A 23,064-nucleotide genomic window follows, 5' to 3' on the forward strand; every position below is an offset into this window, starting at 1 on the left:
GCATGTTGAAACTGTCACGCGGCACCATCGACGGCCTGCGCATTGCCCCACGCTGGCCCGCGTCACAGGTCATCGTCGAGGCCGAGGTTCTGCAACGCCTGCTCCATGCGCAGGCACTGCTGCCGTCCTCGCTGCGCCTGCTGGTCACCCGCGGCTTCGAATGCCGCCAGGGACAGCTGGGCGGCTTCCGGCGCGTGGTCCGGCGGCTCGGCATCGCCGTGTTCCGCTGCTGCTATCGGCATCGCCATGATGAGATCGACGCCATCTTCGGCGCCAATGGCCACGACCTGGACGGGCGTCATGTGGATGTCTCGCTGGTCCTGCACGGCCAGCGCCTGCGCCTGCTTCCGCTGGGCGTGTTCACTCCACTGCGCTGGCAGCAGCGCCGCGTCAGCCGCCATGCCGACGCCGTTGCAGCGGCCAAGGACGCACTGCAGCAGTCCGGCTTCGATCTGCACCCCAACGCCACGGAGAGCCTGCAGATCCACTGCGACTATCGCGGCACCACGCTGGCGGAACCGTCGCGTTGATCGACGTTCCCCGCGTGTTGCAGGCAACCTGCACCGACCTTCAGCAACGGCTGGGCCGGATCGACAACCTGTCGGGCAGTGGTGAACGCAGCCTCATCATCGAAGGAGAGCTGCTGAGGTTCCCCTATCGTATCTACGCCGACGCCACGGACCTGTTCCGGCTCGCATCCCAACTGCAGGGCGATACGCGCGCCCTCTGCCTCTGCCTGCTCTCGCGTCACTGCGACGGACATGTACGGCAACGTGCGATCGAGACGCTGGGGCCCTCACCGATGCCCTGGGTGCATGCCTTCCAGCTGACCTTGCTGGGGGAGTACGTGGACGAGATCGCATCGGCCGTGGCGATCCAGGCGCAACAGACCGGCCTGCAGCGCTATGCCGCGCTCATCGGCGAGAACCGCGCCTTCGTCGACCTCTGCCGGCAACGCGCCGCCAGCTACTGGGATGCCTACTACCGCGCCCGCTACTCCGGCCTGCACCTGTTCCCGGCCCACCGCCTGCTGCTGCAGATGGCCCACGCCGCGCGCTCGCCGTAGCGCTCTCCGCACCCGCCAGCGCATGTCCGCTCGGCACTACCGCAAGACGGGCACACCCCCGTAGATGCAAATGATTCTCCTTTAGTGTAAGGTAATGCCGCTGCCCTTGCCGCCGCGGGCTGTTCCCTTCCCCAGCCTTCGCCCGCCCCGTGCCCACGCCTGTCGAATCGACGGATGTCGCGCAGCTGTGCGCCGCCCACTATCGGCCGCTGCACGCCCACGTCCGTCGCAAACTCCCACAACGCAGTGACGCCGATGATGTCGTCCAGGAAACCTGGCTGCGTGTCGTCAAAGTCACCGCCAGCGGCCTGCTCAGCAATGGCCGCGCCTACCTGTATCGCGTCGCCCACAACCTGATCGCCGACCACTATCGCCTGATCCAGCGGCGTCGCGAAGAGGCCCTGGACGACGCGCAGCTGCAGGCCATCGCCGATCCCGCCCCGTTGCCCGAGCAATGCCTGCTCGATGCCGAACAACTGCGCCACCTCGACGCGATCATCGCCGCCCTGCCGCCGCGCTCGCGCGAAGTGTTCCTGCTGGCACGCATCGAACAGCTCAGTCTTGCCGACATCGGCCGCCAGCTCGGCATCAGCCGGCAGACCGCGCATGGCCATCTGCTGCGCGCGCTGGTGGCCCTGCAGCAGGTGCCCGCTGCATGAGCCAGGATCCGATCGCCCGCGAAGCAGCGCGCTGGTGGCTGCATGCGCACGACGAACAGCGCGACGAAGCTGCCTTCAGCCAGTGGTACGAGGCCGATCCGCGCCACGCGGCGCAGTACCAGCACCTGTTGCAGCTGTGGCAGGCCGGCGCCGCGTTGCCAAGCCTGCAACGGCAACAGCAGCGTCGCCAGCGCCGGCGCCTGCGCGAAGCCGGCATCGCCGTGCTGCTGCTGTGCGCGCTCGGCCTCTACACCCGGCACAACGCCCTCCCGCCGGAACAGACCCTGCGCACGGCATCAGGCGAGATCGAGGACGTGCGCCTGCACGACGGTTCGCGCCTGCAGCTGTCGCCGGACAGCGAACTGGGCGTGCGCATCGATGCCCACCGGCGTGCGCTGAAGCTGCAGCATGGGCAGGCATGGTTCCAGGTCGCAGCGGATCGCGACCGTCCGTTCCAGGTGCATACGCCGCACGGCACGGTCACGGCGCTGGGCACTGCCTTCGACATCGCAATCAGTGGCGATGCAAGCGTAGTGACCGTCACCGAGCACCGGGTGCGCGTGGACAGTGGCTCGGGCAGCAGCGAAGCGGCCGCCGGCCAGCAGCTGCGCTTCGATGGCACGGCGCCCTCGGCCGCGCTTGCAGCAGCCCCGGCGCAGCTGGCATGGCGCGAACGCCGGCTGGCCTGGGTCTCCGCGCCACTAGCTGCCGTCGTCCAGGATCTGGATCGCTGGCACGGCGGCCATACCTGGATCGCCGGCGACGCACTGCGACAGCAACCGGTCACGGTGCTGGCCGACGCGGATACGGCCGCGCGCAGCCGCGACCAGCTGGCCGCCGAACTGCACGTGCGCGTTATCCGTATCGGCCCCAACCTGCAGGTGTGGCTGCCGGCGAAGGCATCGTCCGATGCACGCTGAACGCATCGACCCTGACATCCGGGCCGCTGCTGCGTCTTCCCAGGGTGACGACGCACTGCGTCACTCCCTGGAGCCCTCGACGCTGTCCCACCGCCCCCTTGTTCTTGCGCTGTCTGTTGCCTGCGCCGGTATCGCCCCCGTGCTTGCGGCCAACGCGCAGGCGCAGACCAGCGCAACCCGCCGCTACGATATTCCCGCCCAGCCGCTGGTCACCGCGCTGGACGCCTACAGCCGCCTCAGCGGCGTGGATCTGGTGATCGGCCGTGCCCTGCCGGCCAAGCAGAGCGCACCCGCGCTGCAGGGTGACTTCGACGACAGCCAGGCATTGGCACGGCTGCTGGCCGGCAGCGGCCTGCGCGCGCGCTTCATCGATGCCCGCCGTGCCACCCTCGAACCGGCGCCAGCCAACACCGGCGACGGCAGCCGCCAGACCGGCCCGCTGCGCGTGCAGGGGCGCACGGTCCATGCCATTGCACCGGGCTCGGGTGCCAGCCAGTACATTCCGGCCACGCAGGATGGCTTCGCGCCGAAGATCGGCAGCGAACGGGTCGCCATGGCCGAACGCCAGGACGGCAACAGCCTGCTGCGCTCGATGCCCGGCACGCACAGCTTCCACTCGCGCAGCCAGCCTGGCCTGCAGGTCAACATCCGCGGCATGGCCGGCGCAGGCCGGGTCAACACCATGATCGACGGCGTCACCCAGACCTTCCGCAACAACGCCGGCCATGGCTCGGGCGGTCCGTTCGCCTACGTGGATCCGTTCCTGCTGGCAGGCGTCGACGTTCAGCGCGGCGCGGTCAGCGGTGGCGAGGGTGCCGGCACGCTGGCCGGCAGTGCCAACTTCCGCACCCTGGACATCGAAGACCTGATCACCGACGGCCGCGACTGGGGCCTGCGTGCAGGCTACCGGCATGGCAACAACGGCTATGGCAGCGGACGTACCTTCGCTGGCGCCTGGCGCCACAGCGAAGATGGTGGCGATCGCCAGTTCGGCCTGTTGGCCGCCGCCAGCAGCAGCCGCAGCAGTGAATACGCCACGTCCCGTGGCCAGAAAAACAGCGCCGACCCCGGCAGCCAGCAGCCCAGCAGCTGGCTGCTGAAGGCGCGCCTGCAGCCCAGCGACCAGCATCGGCTCGACCTGAGCCACATGCGTTATGAAAACGACTTCTACCACAACTATCCCTGGCAGATTTCCGCCCGCAACCAGCGCGCCAGCTACCACTACACGCCCTACTCGCCGTGGATCGACCTGCGCGCCAGCTTCGCCGCCAACAAGACCCGGCTGTTCTATCCGCCGGTGGAAGATTCCAGCTACATCGGCCGGCGTACCCACAGCAGCCTGAGCAGCTGGACCGTGGACAACACCAGCCGTTTCGACATCGGCGCCGTACAGGCTCGCTGGAACACCGGCATCAAGCACCAGTCGGACATCTTCGTTGCTGATACCCCGACCCTGCGTGGTGCCAACCCACAAGGGCGCAGCCAACTCGACAGCGCATTCACCACGCTGGAGCTGCAGTACGACATCTACGCGCTGTCGGCGGGCCTGCGCCAGGACCGCTACAACATCCGCGGCCACGTCCCCACCTGTTCGGATGTGCCTGGGCAATGCCTGGAGATCGGCGGCGGTGGCATCGACGTCGATCGCACCCAGCATGCGCTCAGCCCCAGCCTCTCGCTGTCGGTGCAGGCCACCGACTGGCTGGAGCTGTTTGCCGAAGTCTCGCGCACCTCGCGGCCGCCGCGCGTGCAGGAAATGTTCTTCGAGAAGATCCCGCTGGAAGGGATGAGCGATGCCGACGGCGTCGGCGCCAACCCCTTCCTGCGCCGCGAACGTTCGCGCAACCTGCAGTTCGGCGCCAACCTCAGCGCCAGCTCGCTGCTGGTCGACGGCGACCTGGCGCAGCTGCGCCTGACCCGCTTCGACAACCGCATCCGCGACTACATCAAGCCGCAGTACCTGCTGATCGTGCACCCGCCGGAAGTCGAACCGTTCGTGGTGCCGATCGACAGCGACCCGCAGCTCAACGCGTGGACCGACAGCCTGGACGTGGACGACTTCAGCACCACCACGCGCTGGATGAACCATCCCGGCGTGGTGCGCATGCGCGGCCTGGAACTGGAAGCGCACTACGCCAGCGAGCACTACCACGCCACCCTCAGCTGGACCCGCTCGCGCACCAGCGCGCCAGCGATCGAATTCGTCAACCTGGAAGACATCACCGCCCTGCCCGATCGCTACTGGACGCTGGATGTCGGTGGCCGCTGGTGGCAGCAGCGCGTGCAGGCAGGGGTGCGCGCCGAGTACTCCGGCCCCACCGACGAAGGCTACGACTTCTTCCAGACCCGCAAGACCGGCGGCACCGGCGTGCTGCTGGATTTCTACGCCAGCTTCAAGCCGCAGGCCAACACCACGCTGTGGCTGAACATCGAAAACCTGCAGAACAAGGCCTATGACAACAATGCCTCGATCGACAGCATCTTCAGCCCGATCCTGGACCGCGGCAACGGCCGTGGCCGTACCGTCTCGGTGGGCGTCAATGTGGCGTTCTAGCCGGCGCTGGCTGGCGCTGGGCCTGATCGCGCTGGCGGCGGCAGCCGGCGCGCAGCCGATGCCCGGCAAGGTGATCGATCTGGCCAGTGGCAAGGCACTGGATCAGGCCGCGTTCGTGCAGCGGGTTGCCGCTGCCGAGCGCGTGCTGCTCGGCGAGCGTCACGATATCGATGCCGACCATGCCGCCGAACGTTGGCTGCTGCAGGCATTGCAGCAGCGGCGTCCGCAGGGTGCACTGGTGCTGGAGATGATCGCCAGCGAACGCCAGCCACGACTGCAGCGTGTGCAGCGCTGGCTGGACAAGGGCCACCGGGCAGAATCGCAGCGCCTGGCCGAACTGCTGGACTGGGATTCCCGCTGGCCATGGACACGCTATGGCGGACTGGTACAGATCGCCATCGAGAGCGGCATCCGTCTGCAGGGCAGCAACCTGTCGCGCGCTGACGTCAATACGCTGCTGGCATCATCGCCCAAGGTGGTGTTCCCGGCCGACGGCGCGCGGCAGCGGTTGTCAGCAGTGGTGCTGGCCCAGCACGCCGACGCCGCGCCCATGCTCGATGGCATGCTTGCCGTCCAGCACGCGCGCGACACGCGGATGGCTCAGTCGTTGATGCAGTCGCCGGCCCCTGCCCTGCTGGTCGCCGGCCGCTGGCATGTGCTGCGTGGCACCGGCGTACCCGGCTATCTGCCAGCCTCTGTGCCAGCGCTGGTGATCGCGCTGGCATCGGCCGACGAAGATGTGGCGGGCGACGACGCCGACCTGATGTGGGTGGTCGGCGATGAGTGAGCGTCGGCAGCACTGGCACGCGGTGATGATCAGCATCGGACTGCACCTGCTGCCGTTGCTGCTGTTCGTCCATTGGGTGTCCACTCCGCCGATGCCGCCGCCGCCAGAACAGGACGTGCGCATCAGCCTGCGCCTGCTGGCACCGGCCACGCCACCGCAGCCGGTGGAAGAACTGCAGTCCGAACGCCCCAGCCAGGCGCAGCAATCGCGGGCAGCCGAAGCGCGGAAAACACCCCCGCCACCGCGGGCCACGGCGGCACCCGAAGGCAACCTCGCCGCCAGCGAGAAGAATGGCGACGGCCACCAGCCTTTGCCCGTGGCCCCGCCTGCGGCCGCGACCGATGCCCGTTCCGCACCGGCATCGATCACGGCCGCACCGCCCGCCCCGGACGCACCACCGGCAGACTTCCAGGCCGGCGCCGCCAGCGACCAGTGGGAAGCCCGCCTGATGGCGCGGCTGGAGCGTTACCGCTACTACCCCGCCGTAGCGAGGTCGCGGCGCCAGCAGGGCACCGCATGGGTCAGGGCCAGCATCAGCCGCGACGGCCACCTGCTGGCATTGCGCCTGGAGCAGTCCAGCGGACAGCCGATGCTGGATGAAAGCGCGCTGCAGACATTCCGCCGCGCGCAACCGCTACCGCGGATTCCAGACGAACTGCCGGCTCCGCAGGAACTGGTGGTGCCGGTGGAGTACTACCTGCGCTAGGCGCTGTAGGCCTCGGCCTCGATCTCGAACAGCATTCCGTCCAACGCCAGCCGCGGCACCGGAATCAGCGTGCAGGTCGGTGCCGGGCGATTGGCCCAGCGCCGCCGCACCTGGCGGGCGATGATGCCCAGGCGATCCTCATCGTGGTCGACCACCAGGATCCGCAGTCGCGCAACATCGGTCAGGTCCGCATGGGCCGAGCGCAGCGCGGTCTGCAGATTGTCCAGTGCCTGCGACACCTGCTCCTCGAAGCTGGGCGACAGGTTTCCCTGGTCGTCTTCGCCGCCCTGCCCAGCGATGTGGATCACACGCGCCGGCAGCCGTACCACCGCCACATGCGAATATCCGTTGGCACTGGGATCGTGCAGGCCGGGGGGATCGAACAGGTCCAGCAGGCCATGGCTGAAGTCCGGAGTGGTCAGCAGGTTCATACCGCATGCCTCGTGGGGAATGCGAGGCAGTCTGCGACCTCAACTGCTGTTGAGGTCAAACCCATTGCATGCAACAGAGCGGTGCACCGCACGCAACGATCGGCTGCAACAACATCACGTCCACGCCGGGTCCGCGGTGAAATCGATCGTCAGCCAGAACGTGCTGCTTCGCGCGTCCATCCGCACCGCGATCTCATCGCGCATCGCATCCACCTCACCCACCGTGCCCAGCGGGGTCGATGGCGAGGTCAGGATGTGGATCTCGATGAACCGCATCCGCCCCATCTTCGCCACATGGCTGGTGAAGCCGGCATAGCCATGCTCGGCCACGAACGCCTGCATCACCTGCTGCACGCGCTCGTCCAGGTCATCGGGTGCCACCTGCAGTACTTCCCGCATGGCCTTCCACGCACTACGCGCCGGCACCGGCAACACCGCCAGGCTGATCAACGCCAGCACCATCGAATCCAGATACGGCACCCAGTGGTGCCACTGCCCACCGTGCAACGCCAGCGCCAACACGAAGGCCAGCACCACCGCCAGGCTCATCAGTCCACCCAGCAGCCAGCCCCGCACATCCAGCCACAGCAATGCTGACTGCAACCTGCGGGCACGCTGGGCCACGAATACGGCCATGCCCAGGTTGCTGGCACTCAGCAGCGCCGCCCACCACAGCGCGGGCCCGAACTTCACTTCGTGCCCGCCGGTGGTCAATCCAATCACCGCGTTGGCCAGCGCGTACACGCAGGCCAGCGACAGGATCACTCCGCCCAGCGCCTCGACCATCGGCTCCAGGTGCCAATAGCCGTACTGGAAGCGCGGGCTGTGTTCCCGCGCCACCAGCCGCAGCACCGACAACGACACCAGGGTCAGGGCTACGTCAACCAGGCTGTAGATGCCGTCGAACAGGATGGCCTGCGATCCCACCAGCAGGCCACCGATGAGGCCGACCACGCTGACCGCCACGGTGACCCCGATCGAGAACTTCAGGATGCGTTGCTCGCGCGCGGTATCCATCGTTCGCCGAAGGGCCGACCGTACCGGCTCAGGCCTTCAGCACCTCCACCTTGTAGGACGGCACGTCGCCATCGCGCTCGATGATAAGGCCATGCACGTCCGACTCGAAGCCAGGGAAGCGCGCGTTCTGCTCACGGGCGATGCGCAGCGACTGGATGATCGGCTCGTCGCGGTCGCCGAAGCGCTCGCCCGGCATGATCGTCGGAATGCCCGGCGGGTACGGCACCAGCATCGTCGCAGCGATACGGCCGCTGATCTGCTCGATGTCGACCCGCTCGATCTCACCCTTCACCAGGTGGTTGTAGGCGTCGGCCGGGGTCATCACCGGGGTCGGCAGGTCCACGTACATCTCACGCATCACCTTGGCCACCGCGAACTCCTGGTTGAACGCATGCAGTGCGTCACACAGGTCACGCAGGCCCCAGCCGGCATAGGCATGGGGGTAGTCGGCGGCCAGCGACGGCAACGCCTGGCTCAGCGGCGCGTTGCGGTCGTACAGCTCCTTGAACGCCATCAGTTCGGTGACCAGCGTGCTCCACTTGCCCTTGGTGATGCCCATCGAGAACAGGAACAGCACCGAGTACAGGTTGGTCTTCTCCACGGTAATGCCGCGGCCCCACAGGAACTTGCTCAGCACCGCACCCGGGATGCCCAGCTTGCCCATGCTGCCGTCCATCGAAAGGCCCGGCGTCAGCAGGGTCACCTTGATCGGATCGATCAGCACATAGTCGTCGACCAGGTTCTCGAAGCCGTGCCAATGCGCATCGGGCTGCAGGTACCACTCCTCGCGCTTGGCGACCAGCGGCGCCGGCGTATCGCCCTTGTCCAGGCTGCGCTCGACCTGTGTCGGCTGCCATACGCTGAACCACCAGTCATCGCGACCCAGATCATCGCGCACGTGCAGCATGGCCCGGCGGAAGGCAATCGACTCGTCATGCATTTCCTGCACCAGCGAACGACCGGCATCACCCTCCATCATCTTCGAGGCCACATCGCACGCGGCGATCACCCCGTAGTGCGGGCTGGTCGAGGTGTGCATCATGAACGCTTCGTTGAAGCGCTCGGCATCCAGGTCGCGGCTGGCCGAATTGCGCACATGGATCATCGAGGCCTGCGAGAACGCCGCCAGCAGCTTGTGGGTGGAGTGCGTGGTGAAGATGATCGCATCCTGCTCACGCGGCTTGCCCTTGGCCATGCCGTAGTGGTTCTCGTAGAACGGATGGAACGCGGCATAGGCATACCAGGCTTCATCGAAATGCAGGAAGTCGACCGCGCTGCCGATCTCATCGGCGATCTTCTCAGCGTTGTAGCACAGGCCATCGTAGGTCGAGTTGGTCACCACCGCGATGCGCGGCTTGGAGCCGGCATGGTAGGCCTGGCTGGCCAGCGGATTGGCGGCGATGCGCTGCTGCAGCGCCTCCGGGGTGAACTGATCCAGGCTGATCGGGCCGATGATGCCGTGTGCATTGCGGCTGGGCGTGAAGTACACCGGCACCGCGCCGGTCATGATCAGCGAATGCAGCAGCGACTTGTGGCAGTTGCGGTCGACGAACACTACGTCGCCGCGAGCCACGGTGCCGTGCCACACGATCTTGTTGGCCGTCGACGTACCGTTGGTGACGAAGAAGGTGTGGTCGGCACCGAAGTTGCGCGCAGCCTCGTTCTCGGCGTCCTTGATCGGGCCGGTGTGGTCCAGCAGCGAGCCCAGCTCCGGCACCGAAATCGACAGATCGCTGCGCAGCGTGTTCTCACCATAGAACTGGTGGAAGGCACGCCCGACCGGCGACTTGGTGAAGGCCACGCCGCCGGCATGGCCAGGCGTATGCCAGGAATAGTTCGACTCGGCGGCGTGATGGATCAGCGCCTTGAAGAACGGCGGCAGCAGGTTCTGCATGTAGTCTTCTGCCGCACGCATCACCTGCCGCGAGATGAAGCTCTTGGTGTCTTCAAACAGGAAGATGAAGCCGTGGATGTACTTGAGCAGCTTGCTCGGCACCTTTTCGATAGTGCGCCGCTCGCCATACAGGAACACTGGAAGATTGGCGCGGCGCGCACTCTGCTCGCGCAGGAAGGCGGTCAGGCGCTGGAATTCGCCATCGACCTCCTCGCTGCCGTCGATCGAGATCAGCACCGCCGAAGCGGCCACGTAGGTACGGGCGCCGGCACGGGCATCATCCAGGTTCAGGCCGCACAGCACGCGCTGGTCATTGCTGCGCAGCTCTTCCACCAGCGCACGGATGAGGATGCCGCCGATGCGCGGCGAATCGTAGTCACCATCAATGACGATGACCGGATAATCCAGGGACTTGAAATACACGTTGATTCTCCTTGTCTAACTCAGGAACGCTGCGCGCCGGCCGAAATCGCCGCCGCCTCGCGGGAGCGCTGCCGCTGCTGACGACGCTCCTCGCTGAAGAAGGGATAGAACACGGTGATGAACAGCACGAACAGGAAGGCGTACTGCACGATCGTTCCCGACGAGCCATAGATCGCCCACAGGCAGTACACGACCGTCAGGCTCGTCAGGGTCCAGAACGCACCGGTGTGCACCAGCGTGTGCGAACGTTCCACCACGAAATAGCAGGCGACGCACGAGTAGATGTACGGCAGCAGCGTCAGCACCACCGCCGCCGAGGTGATCACGTCGAACTGGGCCGAGGCCGTCTTCGAGGTGGAGGTCACCAGCACCGCCAGGGTCATCAGCACGGCCACGATCAGCACGCCCTTGACCGGCACGTCGTCCTTGTTGGTCTTGCTGAAGATGCTCGGGAACAGGCCATCATCGGACGCTGCCTTGGCGCTCTGCGCGGTCAGCAGGATCCAGCCGCCCAGCGAGCCGGCGGCGCCGACGAAGGCACACAGGCTGACCAGCGCACCACCCCAACCGCCCACGGCCTTGGCCGCTGCCAGTGCGAACGGCGCGTCGGAGGTCTGCAGTTCACCGTTGGGCACCATGCCCATGATCACCGACGAGCTGGCGATGTAGGCGATGGCGGCCAGGAACACACCGGCCAGGGTGGCGCGGGCCACGTTCTTCTCCGGATTCTCGACCACACCGGCGGTCACCGACGCCGATTCCACGCCGATGAACGCCCACAGGGTGAGTGCCGCCGCGCTGGAGATCGCACCGAAGTTGGACTCACCGGACACGTTGTAGGCGCCCTTGAAGATGTCGGCATCGAAGAAGAACCAACCGAAGATGGCGATGCCCAGGATCGGCACCAGCGCGAAGCTGGTGGTGACCGTCTGCACGCGGCTGACGAATGCCGGCCCGATCATGTTGGCAAAGCTCAGCGCCCACACCAGGATCAGCACCGCGATGCAGCGCACCAGCGGCTCGGACAGGATCGGGAAGAAATAGCTGAAGTAGCCCACCGCCGCGATCGGGATGGCCACGTTGCCGATCCAGTTGGCGAACCAGTAGATGGTGTTGGTCTGGAAGCCCATGTAGGGACCGAACCAGTCGCGCGCATACGCATACGGGCCGCCTGCCTTGGGTGCCAGCTTGCCGAGCTTGGCGAACACGAACGCCAGCAGCAGCGCACCGGCGGTGGTGATCAGCCAACCCCATATCGAGGCGGTACCGATCTTGGCCAGGCTGGAGGGCAGCAGGAACACCCCTGAGCCCATCATGTTGCCGGCGACGAGGAAGGTGGCTCCGACCACCCCGATTTTCTTTGCTTCTGCCATGACAATCTCCTGTACCTGGCATGGGCCCGGTGCACCCGGGCGTGGGGAATGGCTACGCTGGCGTGCTGCTGCTGGCGCCTACTTGATGAAGTTGTATTGCAGGCTGCCCTGCACCCGGACCGTGTCGCCGCGCGCTCCGCCCTGCTGCTGCAGGCGGCCGTACAGCAGCTCCATGCCCATCGTCCACGACGGGGCCGGGCTCCAGATCAGGTTGAACACGCCGTAGCGGCTTTGCCGGAACGCATCGGTCGGCAGTGCCGCATTGCGCTCCAGGGTCAGCTGGCCGTAGATCAGGTTCGAGCGCCACAGATCCGACCAGTAATGGGTGTAGCCGACGAAGCCACCGTGCAGGTCCAGCGCATCGATGCGTCCATCGGCACCTACCACGGCGTCCAGACCGGAGCCGGTGAGGTCGGCGGTGTAGCGGCTCAGGCCGCGGCCGCCCAACGCGCCGAACAGCAGCAGATCGCGTTCCCCCACCGAGGCCGAGCCACTGAGCTGCGCGCCACCGGCAAAGACGCGGTCATGACGGGCATCGCCGTCGTAGGCCAGATTGCGCGCCACGACGCCCAGCTGCAGGTGGCCCCAGTCGCGCTCCATGCGCGCGATGGCGCTCACATCCGGCAGTCGATTGACTGCCGCCATCGCATCGCTGGCACCGGCCAGCTCGGTGTCCGGGTCTTCGGCGGCCAGCGTCAGAGTGTTGCCCTTGCCCAGCGCAAAACTGTGATGGATGCCGGCCACCAGCAGGTAGCCGGCGCCGCCAGGGCCCGCAAAATCCAGCGTGTCGGGCAGGCTGTCCGGATCCATGAAACTGGAATAGCCATAGCCCGCGTAGGTGTTGCCGAGTTGACCATAGGCGTGGCGCAGGCGGAATTCATAGCCATCGCTGCTGCCGAAGAAATCATTCTCCAGATAGAAGCGCAGGTTGCCGTGCGTGGTCGGCCGCCGCGCCTCGAAGCTGAAACGCGTCTGCTTGGCGTGGATGTTGAAGTTCGAAACATCCCGATGGTTGCCGCCCACCGGCATCGACGAAGGAATGAACTGATCCTCGTCCCCTGCCCCGCGCGAATCCGCAATCGCATCGAGCTTGGCATAGCCGCCAATGCGGATCACGGTGTCGGTGCCGGGAATGGCGAAGAAGCCTTTCAGGTCCGGATCGGTGGGGCCGGCGGCGCTGTCTGGACGCGAGGCCGCCGTTGAAGGATCGGCCACCGATTCACGCTGTGGCAGCACAGGCTGCGCGACGCCAGGCACCTGGGTGGGGTGAAGGATCCCACTGGTGGTTGGCACATTCAGTGTCGCCTGCGCTGCAGCGGGCATCGGCGACGACGCGGCAACGGGGGCCGCAGCTGCATGCTCTTCGCGCCGTTCAAGCTGGTCCAGACGCTGCTGCATGCCTTCCAGCGTCTGCCGCATCGCGTCGATCTCGCGACGCAACGCCTGCGCATCGTCCTGAGCATGCAGCGGCATCGCTGCCATCGCCGTCAGACACCCCAGACTCAGTACCGCCAAGCGCATTGCATCCTCCCTGGACTGAAACTCCCGCTGTGCGGCCGTACAACGCGCGTGCGCCATCCCGACCTCAACGAGCCGTTGCTGGAAATGCAGGTACTGCGTGGACGACCGTTGCCAGCCTGCACGTTGCAGGCAACAGGGCAATGACACTGTCCCGATTGCCAACACTGCGCCGGAGTCGCTCCCACTGCAGCAGTGCTGCCGAAGGGGTGGCGACCGCAGGCGTCTGGGTAACAAGCGCTGGGTGAGAGTGTCGTGAATGGCGTTGCGCGCACGTCCTCTCGAGGGCGTGTCGTATGCGGCATCCATAGCGCAGTGACGCTGTATTCCATGCGCCAAGGCTAGTGCGACTGTCGTTTTTGGCCTTGATTGGGATCAAAGCGAAATGCTTGATGTCAGTCACGATTCAGACGTGACATCTGTTCACGACGTGCGCAGCCCTCATCGCCGCGACTGTCGCAGAAAGCAACAGGCCCGCACGTTGCCATGCGGGCCTGTCGCTCAGTACAGCATGTCGGAGGTCTCAGCGCGGGCCGAGTACCGCCTGCAGATCGTTGCCCTGCGGAAGGCCGGCACGTCGCTGCACCTGGCCCTGCGCATCCTGGAACAGGATGCCCGGCGTACCCTGGAAGCCCATCTCCACCATCAGCACCTGGTTGGCATCCAGCTTGCCAGCGATCTCCCGGCTGATGCTGGGCAGCGGCTTGATGCCACCTCGATCGAACTGATGCTCGTTTTCCAGCAGTGCCGCACTGGGATCGCGTGCGGCCATGATCGCCGCCGCCTTGGCCGGGCTGTCCTCACGGATCACGCCGACCATGATGTGGCGCAACTGCACCTTTCCTGCGTCCACCCAAGGGCGTGCCGCCTCCCAGAACTTGTGGCAGTAAGGGCAGTTGGCATCACTGAAGGTGTACACCACGCGTGGCGCATCGGCCTTGCCGTCACGTACCCAGGCGCTGGCCTCAAGCTTGCTCCACATCTTGGCCGACATCGGCGCGGCAACCAGCTTCTCCAGCGTCTCGGCTGCAACTTCGTTGCCCTCGGCGTCGAACAGGCTGCCCACCAGCACATGCTTGCCATCGGCGGTCACGTAAGCCGCCGCCGGCTGCTGGCCGCCGACCATGCCGGCAAAGCCGCGCAGGCCACCCGGCGCATCGAATTCGGAGACCACCTCGAAGCCATGCTTCTCGATGCCCTTCAGGACAGCCGGCAACTCGCCCTTCCTGACGGCGGCCGATGCCGAAGCCGTTGCCGGTGCAGCGGCGTCCTTGCCCTTCGGGGTCTGTGCCTGGCTGCAGGCAGCCAGCGCCAGCATGGCCGGCAGCATCAGCGTATGCGCGATGCGCGGGGAAATCGACAACATGGAAACTCCGTAGTGGGATGCCAGCGCAGGCTACCGCAGCCGGCGCAGTTTGTGTTCAAGACCGGCCTGGGTCAGTTCGCCGAGATGCAGTTCCTGCAACCGCCCCTGCGCATCGAAGAACAACGTGGAAGGAAAAGCCCGGACGTCCAGCGTGGTCGAGGCAGCCGAAGCCTCATCCAGCAGTACATTACCCAGCACGATGTGTTCAGCGGCAAGAAAGGTCTGGACCTCCTCAAGGGTCTCGCCCTGGTTGAGGAAGACGAACTGGATGTCAGCATGCTTCTGCTGGGCCGTCGCCAGCACCGGCATCTCGCGGCGGCACGGACCACACCAGCTGGCCCACAGATTCAGCACCAGCGGCTTGCCATGAAACTGCTGCAGGTCAATCGCCCTGCCCTGCAGGTCGGCCACCTGCAGTGTGGGCAGAGGCATCTGCTGGGCCTGCCAGTACGCGAGCCCCTGGCTTGCCCCGCCCCACAACAACAATCCAACCAGCGCACTGGCCAGCACCGGCGCCCGCAACGGGCGCTGCCTGCGCAGCCGCCACAGCGCCCAGGCAAATCCAGCGCCAACGACAACGGGCATGTGGTACCCGCCATCGGCAATCTGCAGCACGCTCCAGGGCGCTTCACGATAGAGGCTGAAGTGCGCTGCGACAAAGGACAGCCGGCCACACAGCAGACCCACCAGCAACATGTCCAGCACCATTCCGGCCGCGGGTGGCCGGGCTGGACCAGGCTTCCCACGCGACCAGATCCGCGCAATGGCCATGGCCAGCAGCAGGGAGATCAGGATCAACACCACCGGCATCGGCACCGGTCCAACACTCGACATCAGTTCACCCGCTCTCGCCGCACAGATCTGCATGGTCAAAGCGTCGTGCCCGCGATGCAAGCACGACGCATTCAACCTCGTTGCTCAAGCGGCGCTGCGACCCAGCTGCGTGCCCGGCGAGGCGCGCAGCCCCCGCAGGCTGCCGGCCACGGCAGGCGTCAACGGACGATCGCGGCGCTTGCTGCTGACGTGGCGACGATAGTTGGCGGGCGTCATGCCGACGATGCGCAGGAACAGCCGACGGAATGCACTCTGATCGGCGTAACCCACACCCCAGGCCACTTCATCGATGCTGGCGCCCTGCTGCAGCAACGTCTGCGCCTTGGCCACGCGCAGCCGCTGGCAGTACTCGATGGGCCGCAGCCCGGTCGCCTTCAGGAAACGACGCTGCAGGGTCCGCGGTTCCAATCCGGCGATCTCACAGATCGCCCCCAGCGTGGCCCCACGTGCAGCCGTGGTATGCAACCAGCGCTGTGCCTTCAGCACGTCACGGTCGCCGTGGGCGAAGTTGGCACTGAATCGCTCCAGATCCTGCTGGATGCCGACCGGCACCACGATGCCCAACTGCTGGGCCACCGCGCTGGCCACGCCCTGGCCGTGCAGCCGGTACAGCAGGCGCAAGCCAAGGAAGCGCCAGGCCTGGGCGCCGCCCACGGTCAGCAGATCGCCATCATCAACCAGCGCCCGCTCACTGGGCGCCCAACTGCCGACCTGCACCTGCAGCGCCGGATGGCGGTTGAGGTCAGGGCCGGATACCGTGCGCCCGGTCAGCAGACCGGCCCGCGCCAGCACACTGACCCCGTCACCGGCGGCGGCCAGCAGGCTGCCGCCGTCGTAGTGGGCCCGCAGCCAATCCAGCAGGACGTCCTCGGCACGCACCGACGCGCTGGAACTGACCTGCCCCGGCAAGGCGATCACCGCAGGAATGGCCGCGTCGAGCATTTCGGCACCGGCAATGCGATGCACGCCGGTATTGCTGGCGGGCACGATCCAGCGGGTCACCAGCACCCGCTTGCAGGGCCGCCGTTGCTGCTGCGCGAGGCGATTGGCGACGTGCGCCATTTCGGCGAGCACCGATGCAGCCGACGGGTCGCCTCCGGGGTATTCAACCACCGCAACCTCGACGAATCCCTCGTTCCTGATTCCCTCCACTCCCCACCTCCTCTTCCGGTTCAGGCCGTCGAGCGGCCGGTTCAGGCGCAGGGTAGGAACTGCTTTGCCCCGGGGGCTATGAAGAAAGTTGCAAAGTGTGCTGAATGGGCGACGCGGGCAAAGCCTTGACTCTTGACCAGAGTCCAGGGATGACTATGCGCGGCAGGTCCCAAGGAGTCCGCCGTGAACATTGGTCAATTGGCACGCCAGGCCGGCGTCCCCATCGACACCGTCCGCTACTACGAACGTCAGCAGCTTCTGCCCACCGCAGCGCGGTCGGCAGGTGGCTACCGCATCTTCAGCGAGCAGGACCTGCGACGTCTGCACTTCATCCGCCGGGCAAAAGCGTTGGGCTTCAGTCTCGATGAGATCGGTGAACTGCTTTCCCTCAGTGACCATCCTCCGCAGGACATGGGCAGCGTGCGTGACACCGCGCGGGTACGCCTGCAGGACATCGAACTGCGGATGGCCGAACTGCAGCGCATGCATGGCGCCCTCTCCCAGCTGGTCGATGCCTGCCCCGGACATGGTGCGCTCGACCAGTGCCCGATCCTGGCTGCGCTGACCGGCGAAGAGCGCTGAGCCTCTCGCTTCAGCATCGACAGCTGTGCTGCGCGGCATGCGGAAAACGCAGCGGCGTCATTGCGCGCGCTACGTGAAGAAAAGTGCAACAAAGCGCTTGCCAACCCCCGGGGGCACAGCTATTATTTCGCTCCTCAGCGACGTGGGGCCATAGCTCAGCTGGGAGAGCGCCTGCATGGCATGCAGGAGGTCAGCGGTTCGATCCCGCTTGGCTCCACCATACTTTCGGCATTAGGCCGTCGAAAGGTCGCAAAGAACATTGATGAGATCTGCGTCCCCATCGTCTAGAGGCCTAGGACATCACCCTTTCACGGTGGCGACCGGGGTTCGAATCCCCGTGGGGACGCCACTCATCATGAACAACGAGGACCCGGCCGATAACCGGGTCTTTTTTGTTCACCGCCCACCGGCATTCAGGTTGTGGCGTCGGAACGCTCGCTGCCCTTGTGGCAATGAACGATTCGATGAAAAAGCTTCAAAAAAAGCTTCCACAAATGTGAACAGGCAGGTATGATAGGCGGCTCGGTAACACGGGGCCATAGCTCAGCTGGGAGAGCGCCTGCATGGCATGCAGGAGGTCAGCGGTTCGATCCCGCTTGGCTCCACCACTTTCGACATTAGGCCGTCGAGAGTTCTACAACTTGAAGTTTTTCGTGCGTCCCCATCGTCTAGAGGCCTAGGACATCACCCTTTCACGGTGGCGACCGGGGTTCGAATCCCCGTGGGGACGCCAGTTTCAAAGAGGACCCTGCTCCCAGCAGGAATCCGACGTTTCATGGGGCCATAGCTCAGCTGGGAGAGCGCCTGCATGGCATGCAGGAGGTCAGCGGTTCGATCCCGCTTGGCTCCACCACTTTCGGCATTAGGCCGTCGAAAGTTCTACAACTTGAAGTTTTTCGTGCGTCCCCATCGTCTAGAGGCCTAGGACATCACCCTTTCACGGTGGCGACCGGGGTTCGAATCCCCGTGGGGACGCCAATCTTTGAAACCCCGGCTTCGGCCGGGGTTTTTCTTTGCCTGCGGTTCTCCGGTAACCGCAGCTCAGAACCGGCGATACATGCCGATCGAGGCGGGCGCGGTCGGCGCAAAGCCAAACTGCGCATACAGCCGATGCGCTTCGCCATCGGCCAACAGGCTCACATACGCCGACGGCGGCAGGTTGCCCTGCATCCAGTCGCCCAGACGCTGCATCACCGCCTTGCCCAGGCCCTGACCCTGCAGACGGGGCAGCACGGCGATATCGCAGACCTGCAGGTGGCAACCGCCATCGCCGATGATCCGACCCATCGCTACCAGCTCGCTGCCCTGGTAGGCACAGACACCGAAGACAGTGTTGGGCAATGCCCGCGTCGCCGCCTCACGCGTCTTTGCGCTGAGGCCGGCCAATGCGCGCAGCTGGCAGTAGTCCTCGACCGTCGGCACCGCCTCGCGGAACTGGATCGTCTCTGGATCGTTCATGCAACGTCTCCTGGAAGGTCGGGCTATCCTGCCGCATCCACGTCGCAGCCGCTGCGACCCATCTTCCGGCAGAGTCCCATGTGCTATTCCGCCCTGATCCGCGCCGACTACGCCAAGCTGGTGCGCGAGTTCGGCGCCGTCCTCTCCCTGGAGGAATTCGCCGAACTGTATGCGCATGATCCCGGCAAGAAACGGCCGAAGACGCCGAAAGCCATGGACGATGGATTTGCAGGCGCGCGCACCGAGCTGGGACGCGACATCGTGGCGAAGATCCAGCAATGGCATGCACAGGAGCGGCAGCAGCTGCAGGCCGAACTGGAACGGCAGCTTGAACGTCGCGACATCGCCAATGCGACCCTGGCCACCCGACCCACGCAGAAGGCGCGCAATGACCTGCGCGTTGCCGGCAACCGCATCGACCGCGCACAGGCACGGCTGGACGACCTGCACCGGGAACAGCTGCTGCCACGCGACAATCGTATTTTCCCCGGCAGCTACGCACCGGTGATGGTCAGCGAGAATGGCCGGCGCGTGATCAAGCCCATGCGCTATCAATGCCGGCTGCCGGACAAGCCTGCGCGCAACGATGTGCTCTACCCGGGCACCTACAATGCGCGGCGGGACAGCCTGGAGGGCTATTGGCGCGGCGCCTTCGGGCTGCGCCACGGCGTGGTGGTGGTACAGGCCTTCTACGAGCACGTACCTCGCCATGCCATCGCCGGCCGCAGCCTGCACAACGACGAGAAGGCACAGGATGTGGTGCTGGAATTCCGCCCCGACCCGCCGCGCGACCTGCTGCTGGCCTGCCTGTGGGCGGAATGGGACGGTCCGGAAGGACGCCTGCTGTCTTTCGCCACCATCACCGATGGACCGTCAATCGATGTCGCCGCTGCCGGCCATGACCGGGGTGTACTGCCGATCCGCGCCGAGCACCTGGACGCATGGCTCACCCCGGACCCGGACAACCTGGCGGCGCAGTACGCCATCCTCGACGACCGCGAGGAGATCCGTTACGTCTACGAGGAAGCCGCCTGAGCGGCTGGATCAGGCGTTGGCGCTGGAACGCCCCACGGCGCGGACCAAGGCCTTGGACAGTTCCGCCGACAGATAGGGCTTGATCAGCAGCACACCGGATTGCATCGCCACCGGCAGTTGTTCAGCGGCCATGCCAGTGGCGAGCACGAACGGCACGCCACGCGCGGCCAGCGCCGCAGCAACCGGTTCGCTGGTCTCGTTGTGGGCCAAGCGGTAATCCAGCAGGGCCACGTCAGGGGCAGCCTCTTCCAGCAGGCGCAGTGCCTCGGCAACGGACGCGGCCAGGCCGACGACCAGAGCACCGGACTGCACCAGCTGCATCTGCAGCAGGGCCGCACTCATCTCGTCGTTTTCAACTACCAGCACCCGCAGGTCCTGCAACGCTGACATAGGCTATCGCTCCCGTGCCTGTTAAGCCTCGCCAGTATAGCCAGCCACCGGCCGATACCGACAATTGAACGCCATTTCAGCTCCGTCCGTCCGCACCTCTATGAACGCCCGCCGGGCTCGGGTACACTAGCCCGCTGCTGCCGGTGTGGCGGAATGGTATACGCAGCTGACTCAAAATCAGCCGGGGGTGACCCCATGAAGGTTCGAGTCCTTTCACCGGCACCACGATCAGAGGCCAGGTCCACGACCTGGCCTTTGTCGTTTCCGGTCTTGCCCTGCCCGACCGGCGCCGCCGACACTGCAGCGATGGCATTGCACTCCACTCCCATCCTTCCCCTCGCACTCCCGGTGCATCTGCGCGAACTGGCCCTGCAGGACGCGGTCGCCTGGTCGAACTATCTGTCGCTACCGGGCGCGGTCGAGCACACCAGTTGGGGCGATGTCTCTGTAGAGGCTCTGCAGCGGCAGATCGTCGACCCTACGCGCAACGCACGATGCCGCCGTTGGGCCATTCTCGACAGCGACGACCAGCTGCTCGGTACCGTCGGCCTCAACGACATCGACATCGAGCACCGCCGCGCCGAACTGGCCTACGACCTGTCCCCTGCCCACCAGGGACGCGGGCTGGCGACCGAAGCTGCGCGCGCGGTCATCGCCTGGGCGCATATCGCACTGGGTTGCATACGCATCCAGGCCACCGTGCTCGACAGCAACCTGCGATCCATTGCCGTGCTCGAACGCGTAGGCATGCAACGCGAGGGATTGCTGCGGTCCTATCGCCATGTCCGTGGGCAGCCGCGCGACTTCTGGATGTATGCGCACACTCACCCGCAGCTGCATGGCGGCCAGGGCGACGACCGCGCCGCCCCATAGGCCGCGCGCGTCTGCGCCCTACACCACCCGCAGCGCCGGCGCATGCACGCCATGGCCATGCCCCGCCCCCGCGTGCACACGGAACCCCGCCACCGTCTGCAACAGCTGCGACGACTGCTCCTCCATGCTGCGCGCAGCCGCTGAGGCCTCTTCCACCAGCGCCGCATTCTGCTGCGTGCCCTGGTCGATCAGATCCACCGCGTGGTTCATCTGCTGGATGTCGTCGCTCTGCTGCTGCGCAGCGGCGCTGATCTCGGTCATCAGGTCGCTGACCCGACGCACGTCGACCACGATCTCGTCCATGGTCCGCCCTGCGCTCTCGACCTGCGCCGTTCCGGCGCCGACGTTGGCAACCGACGCATCGATCAGCTGCTTGATTTCCTTCGCCGCACCTGCCGAGCGCTGCGAGAGCTCGCGGATCTCGGTGGCGACCACGGCGAAACCACGACCATGCTCACCGGCACGCGCCGCTTCCACGGCCGCGTTCAATGCCAGGATGTTGGTCTGGAACGCGATGCCATCGATCACGCCAATGATGTCGACGATGCGACGCGAAGAGGCGTTGATCACCGCCATCGTCGAGACCACTTCATGCACCACCTGGCCACCGCGTGCGGCCACATCGGCGGCGCCGCCGGCCAGTTGGCTGGCCTGGCGTGCGTTGGTGGCGGTGCGCTGCACGGTCTCGGCCAGCCCCTTCATCGACACCGCGGTTTCTTCCAGCGATGCCGCCTGCTGCTCGGTGCGCTGGGACAGGTCGTTGTTGCCTTCGGCGATTTCGCTCGCACCCACCGCAATGGTGTCCGCGGCGAACTTGATCTGGCCGATGATCCCGGCCATTGCTTCGACCAGCGCATTGACGCCGCCACACAGTTCGGCGATCGGGCCGCTCTTGTCGGCCATGGCGATGCTCCGGGTCAGGTCGCCTTCCTTTGCAGACGCCACCACCTCGCGCGTCTGCGCCACCGCGCGCTGCATGGCCTGGCTCTCATGCACCTGTGCGGTGATGTCGGTGGCGTACTTGACGACCTTGAACGGCCGTCCGCCCGCGTCGAGGATCGGGTTGTAAGACGCCTGGATCCATACTTCGCGGCCACCTTTGCCCAGCCGCCGGTACTGGCCTGCGTCGTACTCGCCGGAGCCGAGCTTTTCCCAGAACCGGCGATACTCGACACTGGCCCGGTAGTCGGGCTCGACGAACAGCGAATGATGCTGGCCGCGCACTTCTTCCAACGTATAGCCGGTGGCAGCCAGGAAGTTCGCATTGGCCGCCAGGATGCGGCCATCCATGCTGAACTCGATCACCGCCTGCGATTTGTCGATGGCGGCCAGCTGTCCCGCCGACTCGGCCGCCTGCTGCTTCTGCGCCGTGATGTCAGTCGCGAACTTGACCACCTTGTATGGTCGCCCGTGCTGGTCAAGCACCGGGTTGTAGGAGGCCTGGATCCAGATCTCACGCCCCCCCTTGCCGAAGCGCCGGTACTGTCCTGCATCGAATTCACCGCGGCCGAGTCGCGCCCAGAAGTCGCGGTATCCGCTACTGCGCGCGTCCTCGGGATCGACGAACAGGGAGTGATGCCTGCCCTGGATCTCATCCAGGCGATATCCCACTGCCTGCAGGAAGTTGTCATTGGCCTGCAGGATGGTGCCGTCGAGCGCGAACTCGATGACCGCCTGCACCCGATGCAGTGCAGCAACCTGGGCCTCAAGCTCGACGTGCCGCCGATGCTGCTCGGCCACCTCCGTGGCGCGGCGCTGCCTGCCCAACACCCCCTGCAGCGCGCGCAGGGGAGACCAACGGGTGAGCACTTCGGCCGGCGCCTGAGCACCTTCCATGGAGCCTGAAATAAGCATCGTCTGATCCTCGGTGTCCGGGTAGCGGTTGCGACCCGCCGGGCGGGATGCCCGGCGGCAACTTCGATTGCCTGGGACTGCAGACGCCGGAAGGCGTCACTCGAGCGACTGGCAGAAACGGTACGGCAGCTGCGATCGTCATCAAACAGCGGCGGAGCACACGGCACGGGCC

The 23,064-nt window shown here is 66.0% G+C and carries 21 protein-coding genes and 7 tRNA genes; 17 read left to right on the forward strand and 11 right to left on the reverse strand.

The features are described from left to right. The first annotated feature begins 2 nt into the window (after positions 1-2). The 7 genes from AC13GI_RS04525 (at position 3) to AC13GI_RS04555 (ending at position 6,692) form a co-directional block, all read left to right on the forward strand. The gene (locus AC13GI_RS04525; protein WP_482995638.1) at positions 3-530 is read left to right on the forward strand and encodes a hypothetical protein; all 528 of its coding nucleotides are present in this window, start codon (positions 3-5) and stop codon (positions 528-530) included. After that, the gene (locus tag AC13GI_RS04530) at positions 527-1,066 is read left to right on the forward strand and encodes a hypothetical protein (protein WP_482995639.1); all 540 of its coding nucleotides are present in this window, start codon (positions 527-529) and stop codon (positions 1,064-1,066) included. The genes AC13GI_RS04525 and AC13GI_RS04530 overlap by 4 nt, the downstream gene beginning before the upstream one ends. Before the next feature lie 149 nt (positions 1,067-1,215). After that, the gene (locus AC13GI_RS04535) at positions 1,216-1,725 is read left to right on the forward strand and encodes an RNA polymerase sigma factor (RefSeq protein ID WP_482995640.1); all 510 of its coding nucleotides are present in this window, start codon (positions 1,216-1,218) and stop codon (positions 1,723-1,725) included. Then, entirely contained in the window at positions 1,722-2,645 is a 924-nt protein-coding gene (locus AC13GI_RS04540) for a FecR family protein (RefSeq protein ID WP_482995641.1), read from the forward strand. The genes AC13GI_RS04535 and AC13GI_RS04540 overlap by 4 nt, the downstream gene beginning before the upstream one ends. Then, positions 2,635-5,199: a TonB-dependent receptor gene (locus tag AC13GI_RS04545; RefSeq protein WP_482995642.1), complete on the forward strand. Its 2,565-nt coding sequence runs from the start codon at positions 2,635-2,637 to the stop codon at positions 5,197-5,199. The genes AC13GI_RS04540 and AC13GI_RS04545 overlap by 11 nt, the downstream gene beginning before the upstream one ends. Next, positions 5,186-5,986, forward strand: a complete 801-nt coding sequence (locus AC13GI_RS04550) for a ChaN family lipoprotein (protein ID WP_099821500.1) — start codon at positions 5,186-5,188, stop codon at positions 5,984-5,986. The genes AC13GI_RS04545 and AC13GI_RS04550 overlap by 14 nt, the downstream gene beginning before the upstream one ends. Further along, on the forward strand, positions 5,979-6,692 hold the full coding sequence (locus AC13GI_RS04555; protein ID WP_099821499.1) for an energy transducer TonB: 714 nt from the start codon (positions 5,979-5,981) through the stop codon (positions 6,690-6,692). The genes AC13GI_RS04550 and AC13GI_RS04555 overlap by 8 nt, the downstream gene beginning before the upstream one ends. On the opposite strand, the gene AC13GI_RS04560 is transcribed toward AC13GI_RS04555, so the two are convergent. From AC13GI_RS04560 to AC13GI_RS04595, 8 genes are all read right to left on the reverse strand, one after another. Continuing rightward, a complete protein-coding gene (locus AC13GI_RS04560) occupies positions 6,689-7,123 on the reverse strand; it encodes a RidA family protein (protein WP_049464364.1) in 435 nt (144 codons plus the stop codon). The two genes, AC13GI_RS04555 and AC13GI_RS04560, sit on opposite strands and share 4 nt — an antisense overlap. A gap of 114 nt (positions 7,124-7,237) precedes the next feature. Then, the gene (locus AC13GI_RS04565; RefSeq protein ID WP_482995643.1) at positions 7,238-8,140 is read right to left on the reverse strand and encodes a cation diffusion facilitator family transporter; all 903 of its coding nucleotides are present in this window, start codon (positions 8,138-8,140) and stop codon (positions 7,238-7,240) included. Between the two features lie 28 nt (positions 8,141-8,168). After that, positions 8,169-10,457 carry an Orn/Lys/Arg family decarboxylase gene (locus AC13GI_RS04570; RefSeq protein WP_099821497.1) on the reverse strand — a complete coding sequence of 763 codons (2,289 nt, stop codon included), beginning with the start codon at positions 10,455-10,457 and terminating at the stop codon, positions 8,169-8,171. Positions 10,458-10,477: 20 nt separating this feature from the next. Further along, the gene (adiC, locus tag AC13GI_RS04575) at positions 10,478-11,830 is read right to left on the reverse strand and encodes an arginine/agmatine antiporter (RefSeq protein ID WP_099821496.1); all 1,353 of its coding nucleotides are present in this window, start codon (positions 11,828-11,830) and stop codon (positions 10,478-10,480) included. 78 nt (positions 11,831-11,908) lie between these two features. Further along, positions 11,909-13,351 carry a DcaP family trimeric outer membrane transporter gene (locus tag AC13GI_RS04580; protein ID WP_482995644.1) on the reverse strand — a complete coding sequence of 481 codons (1,443 nt, stop codon included), beginning with the start codon at positions 13,349-13,351 and terminating at the stop codon, positions 11,909-11,911. Positions 13,352-13,871: 520 nt separating this feature from the next. Further along, on the reverse strand, positions 13,872-14,714 hold the full coding sequence (gene dsbG / locus AC13GI_RS04585) for a thiol:disulfide interchange protein DsbG (protein WP_482995645.1): 843 nt from the start codon (positions 14,712-14,714) through the stop codon (positions 13,872-13,874). A 30-nt stretch (positions 14,715-14,744) separates the two neighbouring features. Continuing rightward, positions 14,745-15,548: a TlpA family protein disulfide reductase gene (locus tag AC13GI_RS04590; RefSeq protein ID WP_482995646.1), complete on the reverse strand. Its 804-nt coding sequence runs from the start codon at positions 15,546-15,548 to the stop codon at positions 14,745-14,747. Between the two features lie 84 nt (positions 15,549-15,632). Continuing rightward, complete coding sequence (locus AC13GI_RS04595) at positions 15,633-16,700, reverse strand: GlxA family transcriptional regulator (RefSeq protein WP_251474520.1); 1,068 nt, start codon at positions 16,698-16,700, stop codon at positions 15,633-15,635. A gap of 183 nt (positions 16,701-16,883) precedes the next feature. Between AC13GI_RS04595 and AC13GI_RS04600 the strand changes: the two genes are divergently transcribed. From AC13GI_RS04600 to AC13GI_RS04630, 7 genes are all read left to right on the forward strand, one after another. Beyond that, positions 16,884-17,282 (forward strand): heavy metal-responsive transcriptional regulator, encoded by a 399-nt coding sequence (locus AC13GI_RS04600; protein ID WP_482995647.1) that lies wholly within the window; start codon positions 16,884-16,886, stop codon positions 17,280-17,282. 144 nt (positions 17,283-17,426) lie between these two features. Next, positions 17,427-17,502: transfer RNA gene (locus AC13GI_RS04605), tRNA-Ala, on the forward strand. Between the two features lie 53 nt (positions 17,503-17,555). Further along, a tRNA-Glu gene (locus AC13GI_RS04610) sits at positions 17,556-17,631 on the forward strand. 183 nt (positions 17,632-17,814) lie between these two features. Further along, positions 17,815-17,890: transfer RNA gene (locus AC13GI_RS04615), tRNA-Ala, on the forward strand. A 49-nt stretch (positions 17,891-17,939) separates the two neighbouring features. Further along, positions 17,940-18,015: transfer RNA gene (locus AC13GI_RS04620), tRNA-Glu, on the forward strand. Between the two features lie 44 nt (positions 18,016-18,059). Continuing rightward, positions 18,060-18,135 (forward strand) — tRNA-Ala (locus tag AC13GI_RS04625). Between the two features lie 49 nt (positions 18,136-18,184). After that, positions 18,185-18,260, forward strand: a tRNA-Glu gene (locus tag AC13GI_RS04630). Between the two features lie 63 nt (positions 18,261-18,323). Here AC13GI_RS04630 and AC13GI_RS04635 read toward each other — a convergent pair. After that, positions 18,324-18,740 (reverse strand): GNAT family N-acetyltransferase, encoded by a 417-nt coding sequence (locus tag AC13GI_RS04635; RefSeq protein WP_482995648.1) that lies wholly within the window; start codon positions 18,738-18,740, stop codon positions 18,324-18,326. A gap of 78 nt (positions 18,741-18,818) precedes the next feature. Here AC13GI_RS04635 and AC13GI_RS04640 point away from each other — a divergent pair, with 78 nt between their 5' ends. Further along, on the forward strand, positions 18,819-19,775 hold the full coding sequence (locus AC13GI_RS04640; RefSeq protein WP_380655987.1) for an SOS response-associated peptidase family protein: 957 nt from the start codon (positions 18,819-18,821) through the stop codon (positions 19,773-19,775). Between the two features lie 9 nt (positions 19,776-19,784). On the opposite strand, the gene AC13GI_RS04645 is transcribed toward AC13GI_RS04640, so the two are convergent. After that, positions 19,785-20,165 carry a response regulator gene (locus AC13GI_RS04645; protein WP_100460341.1) on the reverse strand — a complete coding sequence of 127 codons (381 nt, stop codon included), beginning with the start codon at positions 20,163-20,165 and terminating at the stop codon, positions 19,785-19,787. 139 nt (positions 20,166-20,304) lie between these two features. On the opposite strand from AC13GI_RS04645, the gene AC13GI_RS04650 reads away from it, so the two are divergent. Then, positions 20,305-20,390, forward strand: a tRNA-Leu gene (locus tag AC13GI_RS04650). 81 nt (positions 20,391-20,471) lie between these two features. Next, positions 20,472-21,038, forward strand: a complete 567-nt coding sequence (locus AC13GI_RS04655; RefSeq protein WP_482995805.1) for a GNAT family N-acetyltransferase — start codon at positions 20,472-20,474, stop codon at positions 21,036-21,038. Between the two features lie 18 nt (positions 21,039-21,056). On the opposite strand, the gene AC13GI_RS04660 is transcribed toward AC13GI_RS04655, so the two are convergent. Beyond that, positions 21,057-22,892, reverse strand: coding sequence for a methyl-accepting chemotaxis protein (locus tag AC13GI_RS04660; RefSeq protein ID WP_482995649.1), 1,836 nt, complete (start codon positions 22,890-22,892; stop codon positions 21,057-21,059). Positions 22,893-23,064 lie beyond the last annotated feature (172 nt).

This window comes from Stenotrophomonas sp. 82F1 (assembly GCF_056861525.1).